This window comes from Sphingomonas sp. BK481 (genome assembly GCF_014194875.1).
Lineage (GTDB): Bacteria > Pseudomonadota > Alphaproteobacteria > Sphingomonadales > Sphingomonadaceae > Sphingomonas > Sphingomonas aerolata.
The window spans coordinates 458,630-474,736 of record NZ_JACIAP010000001.1; the positions used below are offsets into that span (position 1 = coordinate 458,630).

Below are 16,107 nucleotides of genomic sequence, written 5' to 3' on the forward strand. Positions count from 1 at the left end.
TGGCGTTCAAAATCCTATCCCAGTGTGGCACAATGATGGCGTGACCCAGGATCGCCGCCGAGAAAGACAGGAGAAACGCCCGCCAAAACCGCTGGATGCCGCGGGACTGGAGGGGTTGGCGCTGCGCTATGTCGAGCGATTCGCGACCACGCGCGGCCGCCTGAGCGACTATCTGCGGCGCAAGGTACGCGAGCGCGGCTGGGTCGAGGCGCCCGAAACCGGCCCGGCGGTGCCGCCCGCCGATCCCGAAGGGTTGGCACAGAAACTGGCAGATCTCGGCTATATCGACGATCGCGGCTTTGCAGAGGCGCGGGCGGCAGCGATGCAGCGTCGCGGCCTGGGTGCGCGGCGCGTCGCGGGGGCGTTTCGCGAGGCGGGGATCGACGAGGCCGATGCCGATGCGCTCGCGCCTGAAATCGCGGCGCGCGACGTCGATGCGGCGCTGGCCTATGCGAAGCGCAAGCGGCTAGGCCCGTTTGCCCGGTCGGAGAATAGCGACGGGGGTGGGGCCGAGAATCGTGCGCTGCGGCAAAAGCAGCTCAGCGCGATGGTGCGCGCCGGCCACGGTTTCGATCTGGCACGCAAAATTCTTGCCGCGTCCCCGTCTGAGACGATCGATACGACAGATTTTGACTGAGGACGCATTGCAGGTTGTTGCGGCTGCGACGAAGCGTGCTAGCAAGGTGCAGGGGTGCGTAACGATGCGTAGTGAAGCGCAATATGACGGGGACAGGCCGGCCACGGTACCGGACGCGGTAGCGGCTGCCGGACCGCGCGCAGTGCCGGACATCGATCAAGGCGTCGATCAGCCCGCTGTACAAGCGACTGCACAGGCTATCGCGGAGCCGTCCGTGCTCGGCGGGGTGATCAAATGGTTCGATGTGACGCGCGGTTTCGGCTTCGCGGTCGCTGACGATACGGCGATCGGCGATATCCTGATCCATTTCTCGGTGCTCCAGCCGCATGGCCGGCGCAGCCTGCCAGAGGGCGCGCGGGTCGACGTGGTCGCGGTGCAGCGCGGGCGTGGGTTCCAGGCGCGCGAAGTCCTGTCGATCGATCTGAGCGGCGCGGTCGAGGAAACGGCGGCACGACCGGGCACGGCGGCGCCGGTCGACCGGATCGATCCGGTCGCGCTGATCGATGCCGCAGGCCCGTTCGAACCCGTCGTCGTCAAGTGGTTCAACCGGCTCAAGGGCTATGGCTTTCTGGTACGGGCGAGCGACGACAGTGACGTGTTCATCCATATGGAAACGCTGCGGCGGGCGGGGATCGACGTGGTCGAGCCGGATCAGCCGTTACAGGCCCGAATCGTGACCGGTCGCAAGGGGCCGCTGGCCGTCACGGTGGAGCGATCCGCGCCGGCGTGGTAACCGGCCCGCCGCAACCGGGGATATATGTAATGAGTAAAACCGTCTTCGCCGCGCTTCTGGCGCTCGGCCTGTGCGCGTGTTCGAACGGCGATGCCCGGGCGGGCGACACCGCTGCCTCTGGCGTCACCGTCGCGGACACCGCGACCGGCACGGGCACCGGTGCTGCACCGGGTCAGGCCGCCGCGACGCTGGCCGTGACGATCCACAGCGCGAACGGCGCGCATGTGTTCACCGTCGAGAGCGCCAAGACCGAGGCGGAGCAGGCCCGCGGGCTGATGTACCGGACCGATCTCAAGCCGAATCGGGGCATGCTGTTCTGGCCCTATCCGACCGACGGCAGCGGGCCGCGCGAGGCGAGTTTCTGGATGAAGAACACGCCGAGCCCGCTCGACATCATCTATATCCGCGCCGACCGGACGATCGCGCGGATCGCCGAGAACACGATCCCCTTCTCCGAAACGCCGATCCCGTCGGGCGAACCCGTCGGCGCGGTGCTCGAGATCATGGGCGGGCGTGCCGGGGAACTCGGCATCGCCGAGGGCGACCGCGTCGAATGGCCGGGCGCGCCGGGCTGAACCGCCATATCCACGACACAGCGCCGTTGTGCCATGGCGCCGACACTGCGTTCGAGGTTGATGGCGCGGCGTGCACCAGCTAAGCGGCGGCTATGGGATTTCTCGCATCGACCTTCACCTGGTGGAACGGCGCCACGCTCGGCACCAAATTCGGGCTTCGCGGCAAGACGCGGATGGGCGAGGACGCGCTCGGCAACGTCTATTATGAAGGCGGCAAGGACACCGCGGGCAATCCGCGTCGCTGGGTGATCTATCAGGGTGCGACCGACGCCAGCCGGGTACCGCCCGCCTGGTTCAGCTGGCTGCACCATCAGGTCGCCGACGTGCCCGATCGTGCCCTGCCGCCGGTCCGCCCCTGGCAGAAGCCCGCCCTGCCGAATCTGACGGGTACCGCACTCGCCTATCGCCCGACGGGCGCGATGGAAAAGGGTGGTCAGCGCGCCGCGGCGACCGGCGATTACGAAGCGTGGGTGCCTGAGTGATGCAGCGCCGGATCGCTGCGGCGATCCTGGTCGTGGTTCTCGCGCTCGGTGGCTGGTTCGGCTATCGCGCCTGGACGAACCGCAAGGCCGATACGACCGTCGTGGTCCAGCAGGATCTGCCGGGCGGCGATCAGGCCGGTGACGGGTCGGTCGAGACGATCGACACGGGCGGCGCGGCGCTCGCCAATGGCGGGACGCCGATGGCAGAGCGCGTCGCGGTGATCGGCCTGCTCAACAAGCGGAACGGCGTGACGCGCGACGTCATGCTGAAGCCAGGACAGGCAACCCGGATGGGCGATGTCGTCCTCCGCCTGCGCGCCTGCGAACAGACCGCCCCCTGGGAGCCCGAACAGCTGACGGGGGCCTTTGTCCAGGTGATCGTCCGCGGCGTCGACAAGAAATGGCGGCGGACCTTTTCGGGCTGGCTGTACAAGGAGCGCCCCGCGCTGAACGCGGTGCAGCATCCGATCTACGACGTCTGGACCAAGAGCTGCGCGATGACCTTCCCCGCGACCGGGCCGGATACGGCATCGTCGGGCGCGCCTGCGGCGGCGCGGTCGAGTGCGAAGAAATCCCCGGTGGCGGCCAATGATGCAGCCGCACCGGACGAGCCGGTCGAGCCGACCACCCCATCGAGCGCCGCTGCGAGCAACGCGATATAATCGGCACGCTCGATCTCGATCGCGCCGAGCGATTCGAGATGCGAGGTCTGGAACTGGCAATCGAGTAGGTCGAAGCCGCCGGCCTTCAGCCGCGCGACGAGATGCGCCAGCGCGACCTTCGATGCGTCGGTCGCGCGGCTGACCATGCTTTCGCCGAAAAAGGCCCGCGCGAGCGCCAGCCCGTATAGCCCGCCGACCAGCCGGTCACCGTCCCAGCATTCGACCGAATGCGCAAAGCCCATCAGATGCAGCGTGTGGAAGACCCGCTCGATCCCCGCATTGATCCACGTCTCTGGCCGGCCCTCGACGCTTTCGGCGCAGAGCGCGAGGATCTGGCCGAACGCAGTGTCGACGGTGACGCGGAAACGGTCTGCGACGATGGTCTTGCGCAGCGAGCGTGAGAGCCGGAACCCGTCGAGCGGCAGGACCGCGCGCTGGCGCGGCTCGACCCAGTAGACGTCGATCGCGTCGCGGCTGTCGGCCATCGGGAAGACGCCGGCCGCATAGCCGCCAAGCACGAGGCGCGGATCGAGAATATCCATCGGTCGCGCCTTAGCGCGCTGCCGACCCCGCCGCCAGCCGGTGTTCGATCGTCCGCCACAGCTGATCGAACGCCGCCGCGGCGGTCGAGCGCGGTGCGAAGGCCCCGACCGCCGCGCGTTGTACGGTCATCGCCTCGATCACGCTGCTCATCGGAATGACCGGCCAGTCGGGGTTGGCGGCCAGCGCGTCGGCATGCAGCCGTCGCCGGCGATCGACCATCGCATGGACGGGCAGCACCGGCACCTTGCCGCCGAGATGGCGGATCACCTCCTCATAGGCGCGCTGCGACAGCGGCGAGGGGATGACGGGGACGACGATCAGATCGGCGGCGCGCATCACCTGATCGGCGGTTTCGGTAAGACCCGGCGGGCAGTCGAGCAGGACGCGATCATAATCGGTCAGCGCGCCGATCAGCTTGCCGAGCCGCTTTTTCTTGTCGAGCGTGTGAAACAGCTGGTCGAGACCGCGGAGCGAGGCGTCGGCGGTAATCAGGTCGAGCTTCGCGACCGGCGTCGGCTGGGCCCGTTTGGCGACGCTGATATCGCGGGAGAACATCGCCTGGGCCTGATCCCGCCCTGCGGTACCGTGCAGCAGGAAACTGCTCGCGGCCTGCGGGTCGAGGTCCCAGAGAATCGTGCGGCGTGCCGACCGGGTTGCCGAACACCAGGCGAGATTGACCGCCAGCGTCGTCTTACCGACGCCGCCCTTCAGGCTGTATATCGCGATGGTTGCCATGCCGGCCAGCGTGCCGGTGCGCGCCGCCGATGGCAAGGCATCGCGGCAAAACTACGCCCCGGGCGACGCTGGCGGTCGTCCGGGGCGCGGGATCATCCGGCCGTGGCCGGCTGAAGGATCAGGTGTGGCAGGTCTGGCCGGGTTTGCCCGGCTGGGTCAGTTCGATCGACTTCTCGGTGCCCGTCATCGACCAGCCGCCGTCGGCGACCAGTGGCTCACCCTCGGCAGCCGCCTTGAGCGTCGTGGCCGGACCGCCTTCCTTGAGACGAACCACGGCCTGCTTGCCCCCCTGAAAGAAGGTCACATAGGCCAGGCTGTTGTCCTTGCAGCGCATCGTCTGCTCCGACTTGATCGACGGCGGCAGCTCGACCGGCGCCGCATTGGCGAGCTGGTTCGCCATCGGATCGGGATTGCTGTCGACCACCTCGGGTGCAGCCGGTTTGGAGTTGCAGGCAGCCAGCGCGAGCAGCGCGGCGACGGCGGTGAGGGGGAGCGTCTTCTTCATATCGTCGGGGCTTCGCGCATGCAGCAAATCGCGTCAAGCCGTAGCGGCCGCGATGCGCGCGCAGCGGGACGGGTCATCCCCGGGATGCGCCGGTTCGTCGCATTGGCGATGGCGCCCGGCAGTGTTGCGCCAGCACATTCCGGCAGTGGCGACGCGGGAATAAACGCACCGGGGTCGTCCGATGTCACGCATCTGCCACTATATTTCACGGAACCGTTGTAAGAGGACGTTGCATGCCGGGCCAAATTCCTGCCGCCGAGCGCCTGTCGGCGATATCGACGCTCATCACCCAGGCGCTCTGCCTGGCCGACGAGGGGGGCGAATTGCTGCTCGGCGCCAAATTGTCCGACGCGCTGGATTGCGTTCAGGCCCGCATCGAAACGGTGAGGAGCGACGCGGCGTGAAAGGGGCGGCCTGACGGGGCTTGGTGCGCCGGCTTGTCCGGTGGATAGTTTTAGCGCGCTTGTGGCGGACCGGGAGTGGCGCCATCTACAGGCAATGCAGATGAGATCCGACACGCTGACCGCCCCCGATACGCTTGCCCTGATCGGGAATACGCCGCTGGTGCGACTGAAGGGGCCAAGCGACGCGACGGGGTGCGATATCTTCGGCAAGTGCGAATTCACCAATCCGGGCGCGTCGATCAAGGATCGCGCTGCGCTGTTCATCGTCGAGGACGCCGAGGCGCGCGGCCTGCTCCAGCCGGGCGGGACGATCGTCGAGGGGACCGCGGGCAATACCGGGATCGGCCTGGCACTGGTCGCCAATGCCAAGGGCTACAAGACGATCATCGTGATGCCCGAGACGCAGAGCCGCGAGAAGATGGACACGTTGCGCGCGCTGGGTGCCGAACTCGTGCTCGTGCCCGCCGCCGCCTTTTCCAACCCGTGTCATTTCGTGCACACGTCGCGGCGCATCGCCGAGGAGACGCCCGGCGCGATCTGGGCGAACCAGTTTGACAACACCGCCAATCGCCACGCGCACATCATCGGCACTGCCGAGGAGCTCTGGCGGCAGATGGACGAGCGGATCGACGGCTTCACCTGCGCGGCGGGGACGGGCGGGACGATCGCCGGCGTCGGCCTGGGTCTGAAGGCCAAGGACGAGGGGATCTGCATCGCGCTGACCGATCCGCACGGCGCTGCGCTGTATAACTATTACGCGCATCGCGAGCTGAAGTCCGAAGGGTCGTCGGTTGCGGAAGGCATCGGGCAGGGGCGGATCACCGCCAATCTCGATGGCGCGCCGATCGACACGCAGTTCCGGATTTCGGATGCGGAAGGCTATGCGTGGACCCGGCAGTTGCTCGACGAGGAGGGGCTTTGCCTCGGCCTGTCGTCGGGGATCAACGTCGCGGGCGCGGTCGCGCTGGCGCGGCAGCTCGGACCGGGCAAGCGGATCGCGACGATCCTGTGCGATACGGGGTTCCGCTACCTCTCGACGCTGTACAATCCTGAATGGCGCGCGGCCAAGGGCCTGGTGTGAGCGAGGGCGGCGGCGCGCCGCGGGATGGTGAAATTCGACAAGTGCGCGATGATCGGGTAGATGCGCGCGACAGGATGCAGACGCAACGCGCACCTTCGCAAACCATGCAGCGGATCAAGGTCGGCATGATCGGGCTCGCCGCAGTGGTGATCTTCATCGGGCTCGCCAGCGCGATCATCGGGTCGGCGACGCGCGAACGACCCGTGGTCGCCGCCGGCTCGGCGCAGGCCGATGTCGTCGCGAACATGGCCGTGTCGAATACGACCGCCGCCGCCGATGGCTCTGACGAGCCACTCGCGGAAATGGGCCTCGCACCCAGCGTCAACGCACAGGCACCCGCTACTCCGAACTGATCCGAGCTTTCCGTCGCTGCCGCGCCGGGGAAATCACGGGACCACGCTGACACGCAGCGCGTCCGCATGCCAGGGTCGACTCGATCTTGCCGTAGATCAATGTGCGCACCGGGCCGTCCCGGCAGGGCACATGGTCCCGGATCAAGGGCAATACAGCGCTTGATTCCCGGAAATCCCCAAATATCCCGTTGCGTCCCCGTTCCGCTGTGATAGACGGAGATTAACACAGGGGCACGTTCACCGTTCGCGATTGCGCGGCCGGGCCGCGGCGAAGGCTGCGGTTCGAGGCGGGAAGACGTGCGCGCCATTCGCGGGATATTGGCGTGTCGGATCGAGGGCGATATCAAGGAGATGGCATCGGCCTTGTCGACGACAAGGGTCGGGTAGCCATCCCTTCCGCCCTTCGGACGATCTTGTCGGCAAATGCCCCCAAGGCGAACGGCAAGGACGGCGGAACCATCATCATCGGCGCACACCAGAAGAACCGCTGCCTGGTCGCCTATGATCCGGGTTATGTCGCGCTGCTCGCCGAAAAGCTCGACCGCCGCGAGGCCGAGAATACCCGTGAAGACGGCGAATATGACTATAACATCAAGCGTCGCGCGGCGTCGGGCGAGGCCGTGCCGTTCGATGGCTCGGGGCGCTTCATCATGCCTGCCTTCCCGCGCTTCTATGCTGGGATCAAGGGCCACGCGTTCTTCTACGGCGTCCTAGACTATATCGAGATCTGGGACCCTGCGGCGCTGGTCGCGACCGACGACATGCCCCCCGTCGTCAAGGAAATGGCGCGCTTCTACATGGCCGAGAAGGGAATTGCGCTGTGAGCGACGCGATCCCCGCCGCCCCGCACATTCCGGTCCTGCTCGACGAGGTGATCGCCGCGCTGGCCCCCGCGCCCGGCGAGACGATCGTCGACGGGACGTTCGGCGCGGGCGGCTATACGCGGGCGCTGCTGTCGCGTGGCGCCTGCGTCATCGCGTTCGACCGTGACCCCGACGCGATCGCGGCGGGTCAGGACTGGGCCGATGGCGAGGAGCGGCTGACGCTGGTCGCTGCCGATTTCTCCGCGATGGTCGCCGAACTCGAGGCACGCGACGCGTTGCCCGTCGACGGCATCACGCTCGACATCGGCGTCTCGTCGATGCAGCTCGACCAGGCCGAGCGCGGTTTTTCGTTCCAGTCGGACGGACCGCTCGACATGCGGATGGCGCAGGCGGGCATGACCGCCGCCGATTTCGTCAACGAGGCCGACGAGGACGAGATCGCCGACGTCCTCTATCATTTTGGCGACGAGCCCAAGTCGCGTCGCGTCGCGCGGGCGATCGTTGCCGCACGACCGATGACGCGTACCGGCGAGCTCGCGCATGTCGTCCGTCGCGCGCTGGGGTACAAGGCGCACGACAAGAAGGACCCCGCGACGCGCGCGTTCCAGGCGATCCGGATCCATATCAACCGCGAACTCGGCGAGCTCGCCGATGGCCTGCTGGCGGCGGAGCGTGCGCTCAAGCCCGGCGGACGGCTCGCCATCGTGACCTTCCACAGTCTGGAGGATCGCATGGTGAAGCGGTTCCTGCGCACGCGGTCGGGCAGTGCGCCTTCAGGTTCCCGTCATCTTCCACAGGCAAAAACCGTGGTGGAACCGAGTTTTACCGATGTCGGCCGCCCCGTGCGCGCCGGCGAGGACGAGCTGGCGCGTAATCCGCGCGCACGCTCTGCGACTTTACGAACGGCGCGGCGGACCTCCGCGCAACCTTGGACGGAAGAGGTGACGACATGACGGCGGCGTATCGGTTGAAGGGTGTGGGCTGGTTCGGTGGCTGCGTTGCCGTCGTACTCGGCTTTTACCTCGTTTCGCTGCAGGTGGCCGCCGAGCGCAAGAAGCTTGAGACCGTCAACGGCCAGATCCGGTCGGCCGAGCGCGATATCCGCGCGCTCGAGACCGAATTCGACACGCGCGCGAACCTCGCGCAGCTCGAGCGCTGGAACGGCGATACGCTGGCGCTGTCCGCGCCGACCGCCGGGCAGTTCGTTGCAAGCGAGTCGGCCCTCGCCAGCCTCGACGTGAACCAGATCGGCGGGCCCGCGGGCGCCACCGTTCAGACCGCGCAGCTGCTCGTGCCGTCGCTGCCGGTTGCTGCCGCCGCCGCGGCGCCGCAGGCGGTCGACGTCGCCGTGCAGGCCGTCGCTGCCGCAGCGCCGCTCAAGCCCGTCACTGTCCGGGCTACCGTCCAGACCGCCCGTGCCACCGACACGGCGATCGTCCGCGCGGCCGCCCCCGAGCGCCTCGCCGCGGTTGCCAAGGTCCGTCCGCAGGCAGTCGCGATGCTCGACCGCAAGCTGCTGTCCGACAACACGCTGGGTTCGATCCTGAGCGGCGCCCGGGCCGAGGCAGGGCGTCTGCGTTGACCACCCTCGTCGCCCGGCCGGTTTCCGAGCGGCGTACCGCAACGCAGCGCCACGCGCTGGTGGCGACCGCGCACACGCGCTTGATGATGTTGATGTTCCTGTTCGGGGCTGCGGTGCTGGTCGTGATCGGCCGGCTCGGCGTGCTCGCGATTCAGTCGTCGCTAAGCGATCCCGGTGCCCGCGCCGCGGCGATCGCGGCGCGCGGCGATATCGTCGACCGTAACGGCGCGCCGCTGGCCAGGACGATCGATGCGTGGACGATCGCAGTCCATCCCAAGAAGATGATCGGCGATCCGACCGAGATCGCCGCGCGGCTGGCGGCCTTGATGCCCGATCGCGGCAATCAGGCCTTTTTCTACGGTCTGCTGACCAAGGATGTGAATTTCAGCTACCTGCAACGCCGCGCGTCGCCCGCTCTGGTCGAGCAGGTCAACGCGATCGGCGAACCCGCGATCGTGTTCGCGCGCGAGACGCAGCGTCTGTATCCGCAATCGACCATGGCGGCGCATGCGCTGGGGTTCCTGTCGACCGACGGCCACGGCATGTCGGGTATGGAGCGCGTCCTCGACGAGCGGCTGACCAACCCCGCGCTGAACGGCGCGCCGGTCGCGCTGTCGATCGACACGCGCGTCCAGGCGGCGATGGAAAGCGAACTCGCGCGTGCGGTCGCGTCGTTCCAGGCCAAGAGCGCGGCAGGCATCGTCCTCGACGTCGACACTGGCGAAGTGATCGCGATGACGTCGATGCCGGTCTTCAACCCCAACCGGGTCGGCATGGCGGGCACCGAGCAACTGCGCAACATGGGTACGCAGAGCGTGTACGAGCTGGGGTCGGTGTTCAAGCCGATCGCGATGGCGGCGGCGATCGATTCGGGCACCGTCACCTCGATGGCGCGGCGCTTCGACGCGACCGTCCCGCTGCGCGTCGGCGGCTACACGATCCACGACGATCCGGGCGATGAGGAGAAGCGCTGGCTGAACATCCCCGAGACGCTGATCTATTCGTCGAACATCGCGACCGCGCGGATCGCCGACCAGATCGGTGCCGCCGGGATGCAGAACATGTTCCGCAAGCTCGGCTTCGACACCAAGCCCGATATCGAACTGCGCGAGAAGGGCCGGCCGATCTGGCCGACCTTCTGGGCGCGCACGACCCTGATGACGTCGGCCTATGGGCACGGGATCGCGGTGACGCCGCTGCACCTCGCCAACGCCTATGCGACATTGGTCAACGGCGGCATCTGGCGCCCGACGACGCTGCTGAAGATCGATCCGGCGCATATCCCCGCCGGGCGACGCGTGATCAGCACGACGACGAGCGCCCGGATGCGGCAGCTGCTCCGGCTGGTCGTACAATATGGCACGGGCCGCAAGGGCGAGGCGCCCGGCTACCGCGTCGGCGGCAAGACCGGTACGGCCGAGATCGCGCAGGCGGGTGGCTATAACAAGCACACCAACGTCTCGACCTTTGCCGCCGCGTTTCCAATGGACGCGCCGCGCTACGTCGTTGTGGTTACCCTTGATTCCGCCAAGGGTAACAAGGAATCTTACGGTTTCACCACTGCGGCCTGGACCGCGGCACCCGTGGTATCGCGCGTGATCAGCCGGACCGGATCGATGCTCGGCGTCATTCCCGACGCGAACCGCGACATTGACGAAAGCGACTTGTTGCCGCTGTTGTGGCACGCGCCGGGCACGCCGGCCTTTGGCGCAAAGCCGACGTCCGGTGCGGAATGAGGGGCGATACATGAGGATCGGTGCATGAAACTGGCAACGCTGATCGGTAAGGGCCCCGTCAGCGATGGCGGGGCATCAGTGCACGGATCTGCGCCGCGCGACGCGTATGACGGCAATGTCACGGGCTTCGCGATCGACCATCGCAAGGTCGCACCGGGGACGATCTTCGGGGCGTTCGAGGGCGCCCGCGTCAATGGCGAGGACTATATCGCCGACGCGATCCGCTCGGGCGCAATCGGCATCGTCGCGCGACCGGGCCTCGCGGTTGAGGGCGCGGCGTACATCGCCGACGAGACCCCGCGCGAACGGTTCGCACAGCTCGCGGCGACGTTCTTTGCGCCCTTTCCCGCGACGACGGTCGCGATCACGGGCACGAACGGCAAGACCAGCTGCGTCGAGATGACCCGCCAATTGTGGCGGATGGCCGGCCATCATGCCGCGTCAATCGGGACGCTGGGCGTCACGACCGCCGACGAACGCGTCACCACCGGCCTCACGACGCCCGACGTCGTCACCTTCCTGTCGAATGTCGCCGGGCTCGAGCGCGAAGGCGTGACGCATCTCGCCTTCGAGGCGTCGAGCCACGGGCTGACCCAGTATCGGACCGAGGGACTGCCCGTAACAGCAGCCGCCTTCACCAATCTCAGCCGTGATCATCTCGATTATCACGGCGACATGGCGGCCTATTTCACCGCCAAGATCCGGCTGTTTTCGGAAGTACTGGGGCCGGATGGAGCGGCGGTGGTGTGGGCGGATGATCCGCAGGCGGCGCGCGTCATCGACCTCGCGCGGGAGCGGGGCAACCGGCTCGTGACCGTCGGCACGCGCGGCGATACGCTGCGGCTGGTCGATCGCGATCCGACATTGCTGGGGCAGGGGCTGACAATCGAGGCGGGGGGCCAGACCTACCGCGTGACGCTGCCGCTGATCGGCGGATATCAGGCAGCGAACGCGCTGGTGTCGGCGGGACTGGTGATCGCGACCGGGGGCGATATAGCGACGACCATCGCCAATCTGGCGCGGTTGCAGCCCGTGCGCGGGCGGCTCGAGCGTGCGGTCATCGCGCGCTCGGGTGCGCCGGTCTATGTCGATTATGCGCATACCCCCGACGCGCTGGAGGCGGCGATCGCCGCGCTCAAGCCGCATGCGGGCGGCCGGCTGATCGTCGTGTTCGGCGCGGGCGGCGACCGCGATACCGGCAAGCGCGAGACGATGGGGCAGGTCGCGATGCATTACGCCGACCGCGTGATCGTCACCGACGACAATCCGCGTACCGAGGATCCCGCCGCGATCCGCCGCGACGTGCTGAAGGGCGCACCCGGCGCGATCGAGATCGGCGACCGGCGCGCGGCGATCCAGGCGGCGATCGACGAGGCGGGCAGCGACGACATCGTGCTGATCGCCGGCAAGGGGCATGAACAGGGCCAGATCGTCGGCGACATGGTGCTGCCGTTCGACGACGTCGGCGTCGCGCGCGAGTGTGCGGCATGAGCACTGCGGTGCCCCTGTGGACGTCCGCCGAGATCGCTGCGGCGACCGGCGGGGTCGCCTCGGCCGAATTTGCCGTGACGGGCGTCGCGTTCGATTCGCGCGAGGTCGGTCCGGGCGACCTGTTCGTCGCGATGAAGGGCGAGGCGAGCGACGGCCATCTGTATCTCGACCAGGCGTTCGCGCAGGGCGCCGCGGGGGCGATCGTCTCCGAACCCTGCGCGCATCCGCATGTGCTGGTCGCCGACAGCTTCACGGCCTTGCAGATGCTCGGGCGCGCAAGCCGGGCGCGCAGCGGCGCGACGATCATCGGCGTAACCGGATCGGTCGGCAAGACGAGCGCGAAGGAGGCACTGTTCGCGGCGCTCGATCGCGGCGCGCCGGGGGCGGTGCATCGTTCGGTCAAGAGCTACAACAACCATACCGGCGTCCCGCTGAGCCTTGCACGGATGCCGCGCGACGCGCGTTTCGGCGTGTTCGAGATGGGGATGAACCATGCGGGTGAGCTGGCCGCGCTGACGCAGATGGTCCGTCCGCATATCGCCGTGGTGACCGCGATCGCGCCGGCGCATACCGAATTCTTCCGCGACGAAAGCGCGATCGCCGACGCCAAGGGCGAGATCTTCGCCGGGCTCGAGCCGGACGGCGTTGCGATCATCCCCTTCGACAGCCCGCATCGCGACCGGCTGACCGCGGCGGCGACGCCGCATGCGGCGCGGATCGTGACCTTCGGTATCGCGAAGGGTGCCGATGTCCGCGCGATCGAGACGGTCCGGCTGGCGACCGGCGCGACATTCGTGACGGTCCAGCAGGACGGCCGCGAGCTGAGCTTCACGATGGCGCAGCCGGGGATGCACTGGGTTTCGAACGCGCTGGCGGTGGTCGCGTGCGTCGAGGCGGCGGGCGCGGATCTCGGGCTGGCGGGACTGGCGCTCGCCGAACTCGGCGGGCTGCAGGGACGCGGTGCGCGGTTCATGACGACGCTGGCGGACGGGCAGGCGCTCGTGATCGACGAAAGCTATAATGCGAACCCCGCGTCGATGCGCGCGACGCTGGCCGTGCTGGCCAAGGAGCCGGGGCGGCATGTCGCGCTGCTCGGAGAGATGCGCGAGCTGGGCGCGGCGTCGGCGGACTATCATGCCGGGCTTGCCGAGCCGATCGTCGCGGCAAACGTCGAAATGGCGCTGCTGGTCGGTGAAGCGATGGCGCCGCTTGCGCAAGCGCTTGAGGGTAAAGTCGAAACCGTCCATGTGGGCGACGCTGCGGCCGCGCTGACGTCGTTACGGACGATCCTGGCGCCGGGCGATGCGGTTCTCATCAAGGGATCGAACGGTGTAGGGCTCGCGCGGGTCGTGACGAGTCTCGGGGGCGGGAAGACGTAAATGCTGTACTGGATCGCCGCACATCTGGGTTTCCCGGGAATATTGAACCTGCTCCGCTATCAATCGACGCGGACGGGCGGGGCGGTCGCGACTGCGCTGATCATCGGCCTGATCATCGGGCCACGCTTCATCGGCTGGCTGCGCGTGCGTCAGGGCAAGGGCCAGCCGATCCGCGCCGACGGCCCGCAGACGCATCTCGCCAAGCGCGGTACGCCGACGATGGGCGGGCTGATGATCCTGACCAGCATGACGCTGGCGATCCTGCTCTGGATGGACCTGAGCAACCCCTATGTCTGGTCGTGTCTGTTCGTGACACTGGGGTTCGGCACGATCGGGTTCATGGATGATTACGACAAGGTGCGGAAGGCGAGCACCGCGGGCATTTCGGGACGGACGCGGCTGTTGCTCGAATTCGCGATCGCCGGGATCGCCGCAACGATCATCATGTCGCAGAACGGGCCGCATCTGTACCTGCCGTTCACGTCGCGCATGTATATCGATCTCGGCTGGTTCTTCCCCGTCTTCGCCGCCTTCACGATCGTGTCGTTCGGCAATGCCGTGAACCTGACCGACGGGCTCGACGGACTGGCGACGATGCCGGTGATCATCGCGAGCGTGGCGTTCATGGTCATCGTCTATCTCGCGGGCAATGTGAAGTTCGCCGACTATCTCGGCATCCCGCACGTTCCCGGCGCGGGCGAGCTGGCCATTTTCTGCGGTGCGGTCGTCGGGGGCGGTCTGGCGTTCCTGTGGTTCAATGCGCCGCCCGCCGCGGTGTTCATGGGTGACACCGGCAGCCTCGCGCTCGGTGGCGCGCTCGGCACCATCGCCGTCGTCGCGCATCACGAGATCGTGCTCGGGATCATCGGCGGGCTGTTCGTCGCCGAGGCGATGAGCGTGATCATCCAGGTGTTCTTCTACAAGCGGACCGGCAAGCGGGTGTTCCGGATGGCGCCGATCCACCATCATTTCGAACAGCTCGGCTGGAGCGAGCCGACCGTCGTGATCCGCTTCTGGATCATCGCGCTGGTCCTGGCGCTGGTCGGCCTGTCGACGTTGAAGCTGCGGTGACCGTCGCCAAGGCCTGGCGCGGAAAACGCTTTGCGGTGCTGGGGCTGGCGCGGTCGGGTGCGGCGACCGTCCAGGCGCTGGTGGCCGGCGGCGCGAGCGTGGTCGCGTGGGACTCCGACGAAACGAAGCGCGAGGCTCTCGCCGAGAGCATTCAAGACCTGTCGGTCACCCTCGATGACGTGAATCTCCAGTTTGATCCGTTGGACGACCTAGCGGCGTTCGACGCGCTCGTCGTTTCGCCGGGGGTGCCGCTCAACACGCATCCGCTCGCCGCGGCCGCGCGTGCGGCGGGCGTTCCCGTCATCGGCGACATCGAACTCTTTGCGCAGGCCCGCGCCGACCTGCCGCGCCACAAGGTCGTCGGGATCACGGGCACGAACGGCAAGTCGACCACCACCGCGCTCGTGCATCATATCCTGCGGACCGCGGGCGTGCCGACGCTGATGGGGGGCAATATCGGGCTGCCGATCCTCGGGCAGGATCCACTGCCCGAGGGCGGGGTCTATGTGCTCGAGCTGTCGAGCTATCAGATCGACCTGACGCAGACGCTCGACTGCGACGTCGCGGTGCTGCTCAACATTACCCCCGACCATCTCGATCGCTATGACGGCTTTGCCGGGTACGCGGCGTCGAAGGCGCGGCTGTTCGCGATGCAGACGGCGCTGCATCTCGCGATCGTCGACCACGGCGCAGAAGCGGAGCATCGTCTTCTGGGTGATGCGCCCGCTGACCTTCCGGTCGAGTTCATCGACCATATCGACATCGGCGACCAGGCCGGCTGGCCGTCGCTCCAGGGGCCGCACAACGCGCTGAACGCGCGTGCCGCCGTGGGGGTCGCGCGCGCGCTCGGTGTGAGCGAGGTCGATATCGATCGCGGGCTGGTCAGCTTCACCGGCCTGCCGCACCGCATGCAGCAGATCGCCTCCTATGACGGCGTCGCCTATGTCGACGACAGCAAGGCGACCAATCCGGAGAGCGCGGCTCCCGCGCTGGCTGCGTTCGAGCGGGTCCACTGGATCGTCGGCGGGCGCGCGAAGGGGGACGACCTCGATGCGTGCAGGCCCGGCTTCGGCCATGTCGTGCACGCCTATACGATCGGCGAGGCCGGGCCGCGGTTCGCCGAGATCCTGGCCGGGTCAATGCCGGTCGATCATGTCGGCACGCTCGACGCGGCCGTCCGCAGCGCGGCGGCCAATGCCCGGCCCGGCGACACGATCCTGTTGTCCCCGGCCTGTGCGAGCTTCGACCAGTTCGCCGATTACGAAGCGCGCGGCGCGGCCTTCCGCGCGGCGGTCGAGTCGTTGGCATGAGCGA

General features: G+C 67.8%; 18 protein-coding genes and 1 pseudogene. 16 read left to right on the top strand and 3 right to left on the bottom strand.

Annotated features, from left to right (window positions below):
* Positions 1–115: 115 nt before the first annotated feature.
* The 5 genes and pseudogenes from FHY04_RS02090 to FHY04_RS22385 all read left to right on the top strand — a co-directional run.
* Positions 116–637: a regulatory protein RecX gene (locus tag FHY04_RS02090; protein ID WP_260171267.1), complete on the top strand. Its 522-nt coding sequence runs from the start codon at positions 116–118 to the stop codon at positions 635–637.
* Positions 638–701: 64 nt separating this feature from the next.
* Positions 702–1,370 carry a cold shock domain-containing protein gene (locus FHY04_RS02095; RefSeq protein WP_107932806.1) on the top strand — a complete coding sequence of 223 codons (669 nt, stop codon included), beginning with the start codon at positions 702–704 and terminating at the stop codon, positions 1,368–1,370.
* A gap of 29 nt (positions 1,371–1,399) precedes the next feature.
* Complete coding sequence (locus FHY04_RS02100; RefSeq protein ID WP_159511663.1) at positions 1,400–1,945, top strand: DUF192 domain-containing protein; 546 nt, start codon at positions 1,400–1,402, stop codon at positions 1,943–1,945.
* Positions 1,946–2,037: 92 nt separating this feature from the next.
* Positions 2,038–2,427: an NADH:ubiquinone oxidoreductase subunit NDUFA12 gene (locus FHY04_RS02105; RefSeq protein WP_031395586.1), complete on the top strand. Its 390-nt coding sequence runs from the start codon at positions 2,038–2,040 to the stop codon at positions 2,425–2,427.
* A gap of 263 nt (positions 2,428–2,690) precedes the next feature.
* Positions 2,691–2,861 (top strand): annotated as a pseudogene (locus FHY04_RS22385) (DUF2155 domain-containing protein); the annotation flags it as partial.
* 35 nt (positions 2,862–2,896) lie between these two features.
* On the opposite strand, the gene aat reads toward FHY04_RS22385, so the two are convergent.
* The 3 genes from aat to FHY04_RS02125 all read right to left on the bottom strand — a co-directional run bounded on the left by aat (position 2,897) and on the right by FHY04_RS02125 (position 4,872).
* Positions 2,897–3,631 carry a leucyl/phenylalanyl-tRNA--protein transferase gene (gene aat, locus FHY04_RS02115; protein WP_183935227.1) on the bottom strand — a complete coding sequence of 245 codons (735 nt, stop codon included), beginning with the start codon at positions 3,629–3,631 and terminating at the stop codon, positions 2,897–2,899.
* 10 nt (positions 3,632–3,641) lie between these two features.
* A complete protein-coding gene (locus FHY04_RS02120) occupies positions 3,642–4,367 on the bottom strand; it encodes a ParA family protein (protein WP_183935228.1) in 726 nt (241 codons plus the stop codon).
* A 118-nt stretch (positions 4,368–4,485) separates the two neighbouring features.
* Positions 4,486–4,872: a hypothetical protein gene (locus tag FHY04_RS02125; RefSeq protein WP_183935229.1), complete on the bottom strand. Its 387-nt coding sequence runs from the start codon at positions 4,870–4,872 to the stop codon at positions 4,486–4,488.
* Between the two features lie 233 nt (positions 4,873–5,105).
* Between FHY04_RS02125 and FHY04_RS02130 the strand changes: the two genes are divergently transcribed.
* From FHY04_RS02130 to murD, 11 genes are all read left to right on the top strand, one after another.
* Entirely contained in the window at positions 5,106–5,276 is a 171-nt protein-coding gene (locus tag FHY04_RS02130) for a hypothetical protein (protein WP_156363533.1), read from the top strand.
* A gap of 100 nt (positions 5,277–5,376) precedes the next feature.
* Positions 5,377–6,357, top strand: coding sequence for a cysteine synthase A (locus tag FHY04_RS02135; protein ID WP_183935455.1), 981 nt, complete (start codon positions 5,377–5,379; stop codon positions 6,355–6,357).
* A gap of 104 nt (positions 6,358–6,461) precedes the next feature.
* Positions 6,462–6,710 carry a hypothetical protein gene (locus FHY04_RS02140; RefSeq protein WP_031395592.1) on the top strand — a complete coding sequence of 83 codons (249 nt, stop codon included), beginning with the start codon at positions 6,462–6,464 and terminating at the stop codon, positions 6,708–6,710.
* Positions 6,711–7,123: 413 nt separating this feature from the next.
* Positions 7,124–7,534 (top strand): division/cell wall cluster transcriptional repressor MraZ, encoded by a 411-nt coding sequence (locus FHY04_RS02145; RefSeq protein WP_311723314.1) that lies wholly within the window; start codon positions 7,124–7,126, stop codon positions 7,532–7,534.
* Complete coding sequence (rsmH, locus tag FHY04_RS02150) at positions 7,531–8,487, top strand: 16S rRNA (cytosine(1402)-N(4))-methyltransferase RsmH (RefSeq protein ID WP_183935230.1); 957 nt, start codon at positions 7,531–7,533, stop codon at positions 8,485–8,487. The genes FHY04_RS02145 and rsmH overlap by 4 nt, the downstream gene beginning before the upstream one ends.
* On the top strand, positions 8,484–9,116 hold the full coding sequence (locus tag FHY04_RS02155) for a hypothetical protein (RefSeq protein WP_031440797.1): 633 nt from the start codon (positions 8,484–8,486) through the stop codon (positions 9,114–9,116). Before rsmH ends, FHY04_RS02155 begins: the two co-directional genes overlap by 4 nt.
* On the top strand, positions 9,113–10,852 hold the full coding sequence (locus tag FHY04_RS02160; RefSeq protein ID WP_037528403.1) for a penicillin-binding protein 2: 1,740 nt from the start codon (positions 9,113–9,115) through the stop codon (positions 10,850–10,852). Before FHY04_RS02155 ends, FHY04_RS02160 begins: the two co-directional genes overlap by 4 nt.
* Before the next feature lie 24 nt (positions 10,853–10,876).
* Positions 10,877–12,343: a UDP-N-acetylmuramoyl-L-alanyl-D-glutamate--2,6-diaminopimelate ligase gene (locus FHY04_RS02165; protein ID WP_183935231.1), complete on the top strand. Its 1,467-nt coding sequence runs from the start codon at positions 10,877–10,879 to the stop codon at positions 12,341–12,343.
* Complete coding sequence (gene murF / locus FHY04_RS02170) at positions 12,340–13,722, top strand: UDP-N-acetylmuramoyl-tripeptide--D-alanyl-D-alanine ligase (RefSeq protein WP_183935232.1); 1,383 nt, start codon at positions 12,340–12,342, stop codon at positions 13,720–13,722. Before FHY04_RS02165 ends, murF begins: the two co-directional genes overlap by 4 nt.
* Positions 13,723–14,793: a phospho-N-acetylmuramoyl-pentapeptide-transferase gene (mraY, locus tag FHY04_RS02175; RefSeq protein ID WP_031395401.1), complete on the top strand. Its 1,071-nt coding sequence runs from the start codon at positions 13,723–13,725 to the stop codon at positions 14,791–14,793.
* Positions 14,790–16,103: a UDP-N-acetylmuramoyl-L-alanine--D-glutamate ligase gene (gene murD / locus FHY04_RS02180; RefSeq protein WP_183935233.1), complete on the top strand. Its 1,314-nt coding sequence runs from the start codon at positions 14,790–14,792 to the stop codon at positions 16,101–16,103. The genes mraY and murD overlap by 4 nt, the downstream gene beginning before the upstream one ends.
* Positions 16,104–16,107: the final 4 nt, after the last annotated feature.

Coding starts and splice junctions, on each gene's coding strand:
- FHY04_RS02165 (WP_183935231.1), top strand. CDS start 10,877: ATGAAACTGGCAACGCTGATCGGTAAGGGCCCCGTCAGCGATGGCGGG.
- FHY04_RS02105 (WP_031395586.1), top strand. CDS start 2,038: ATGGGATTTCTCGCATCGACCTTCACCTGGTGGAACGGCGCCACGCTC.
- FHY04_RS02140 (WP_031395592.1), top strand. CDS start 6,462: ATGCAGCGGATCAAGGTCGGCATGATCGGGCTCGCCGCAGTGGTGATC.
- FHY04_RS02155 (WP_031440797.1), top strand. CDS start 8,484: ATGACGGCGGCGTATCGGTTGAAGGGTGTGGGCTGGTTCGGTGGCTGC.
- FHY04_RS02100 (WP_159511663.1), top strand. CDS start 1,400: ATGAGTAAAACCGTCTTCGCCGCGCTTCTGGCGCTCGGCCTGTGCGCG.
- FHY04_RS02125 (WP_183935229.1), bottom strand. CDS start 4,872: ATGAAGAAGACGCTCCCCCTCACCGCCGTCGCCGCGCTGCTCGCGCTG.
- FHY04_RS02095 (WP_107932806.1), top strand. CDS start 702: ATGCGTAGTGAAGCGCAATATGACGGGGACAGGCCGGCCACGGTACCG.
- FHY04_RS02135 (WP_183935455.1), top strand. CDS start 5,377: ATGAGATCCGACACGCTGACCGCCCCCGATACGCTTGCCCTGATCGGG.
- murF (WP_183935232.1), top strand. CDS start 12,340: ATGAGCACTGCGGTGCCCCTGTGGACGTCCGCCGAGATCGCTGCGGCG.
- FHY04_RS02120 (WP_183935228.1), bottom strand. CDS start 4,367: ATGGCAACCATCGCGATATACAGCCTGAAGGGCGGCGTCGGTAAGACG.
- FHY04_RS02130 (WP_156363533.1), top strand. CDS start 5,106: ATGCCGGGCCAAATTCCTGCCGCCGAGCGCCTGTCGGCGATATCGACG.
- aat (WP_183935227.1), bottom strand. CDS start 3,631: ATGGATATTCTCGATCCGCGCCTCGTGCTTGGCGGCTATGCGGCCGGC.
- mraY (WP_031395401.1), top strand. CDS start 13,723: ATGCTGTACTGGATCGCCGCACATCTGGGTTTCCCGGGAATATTGAAC.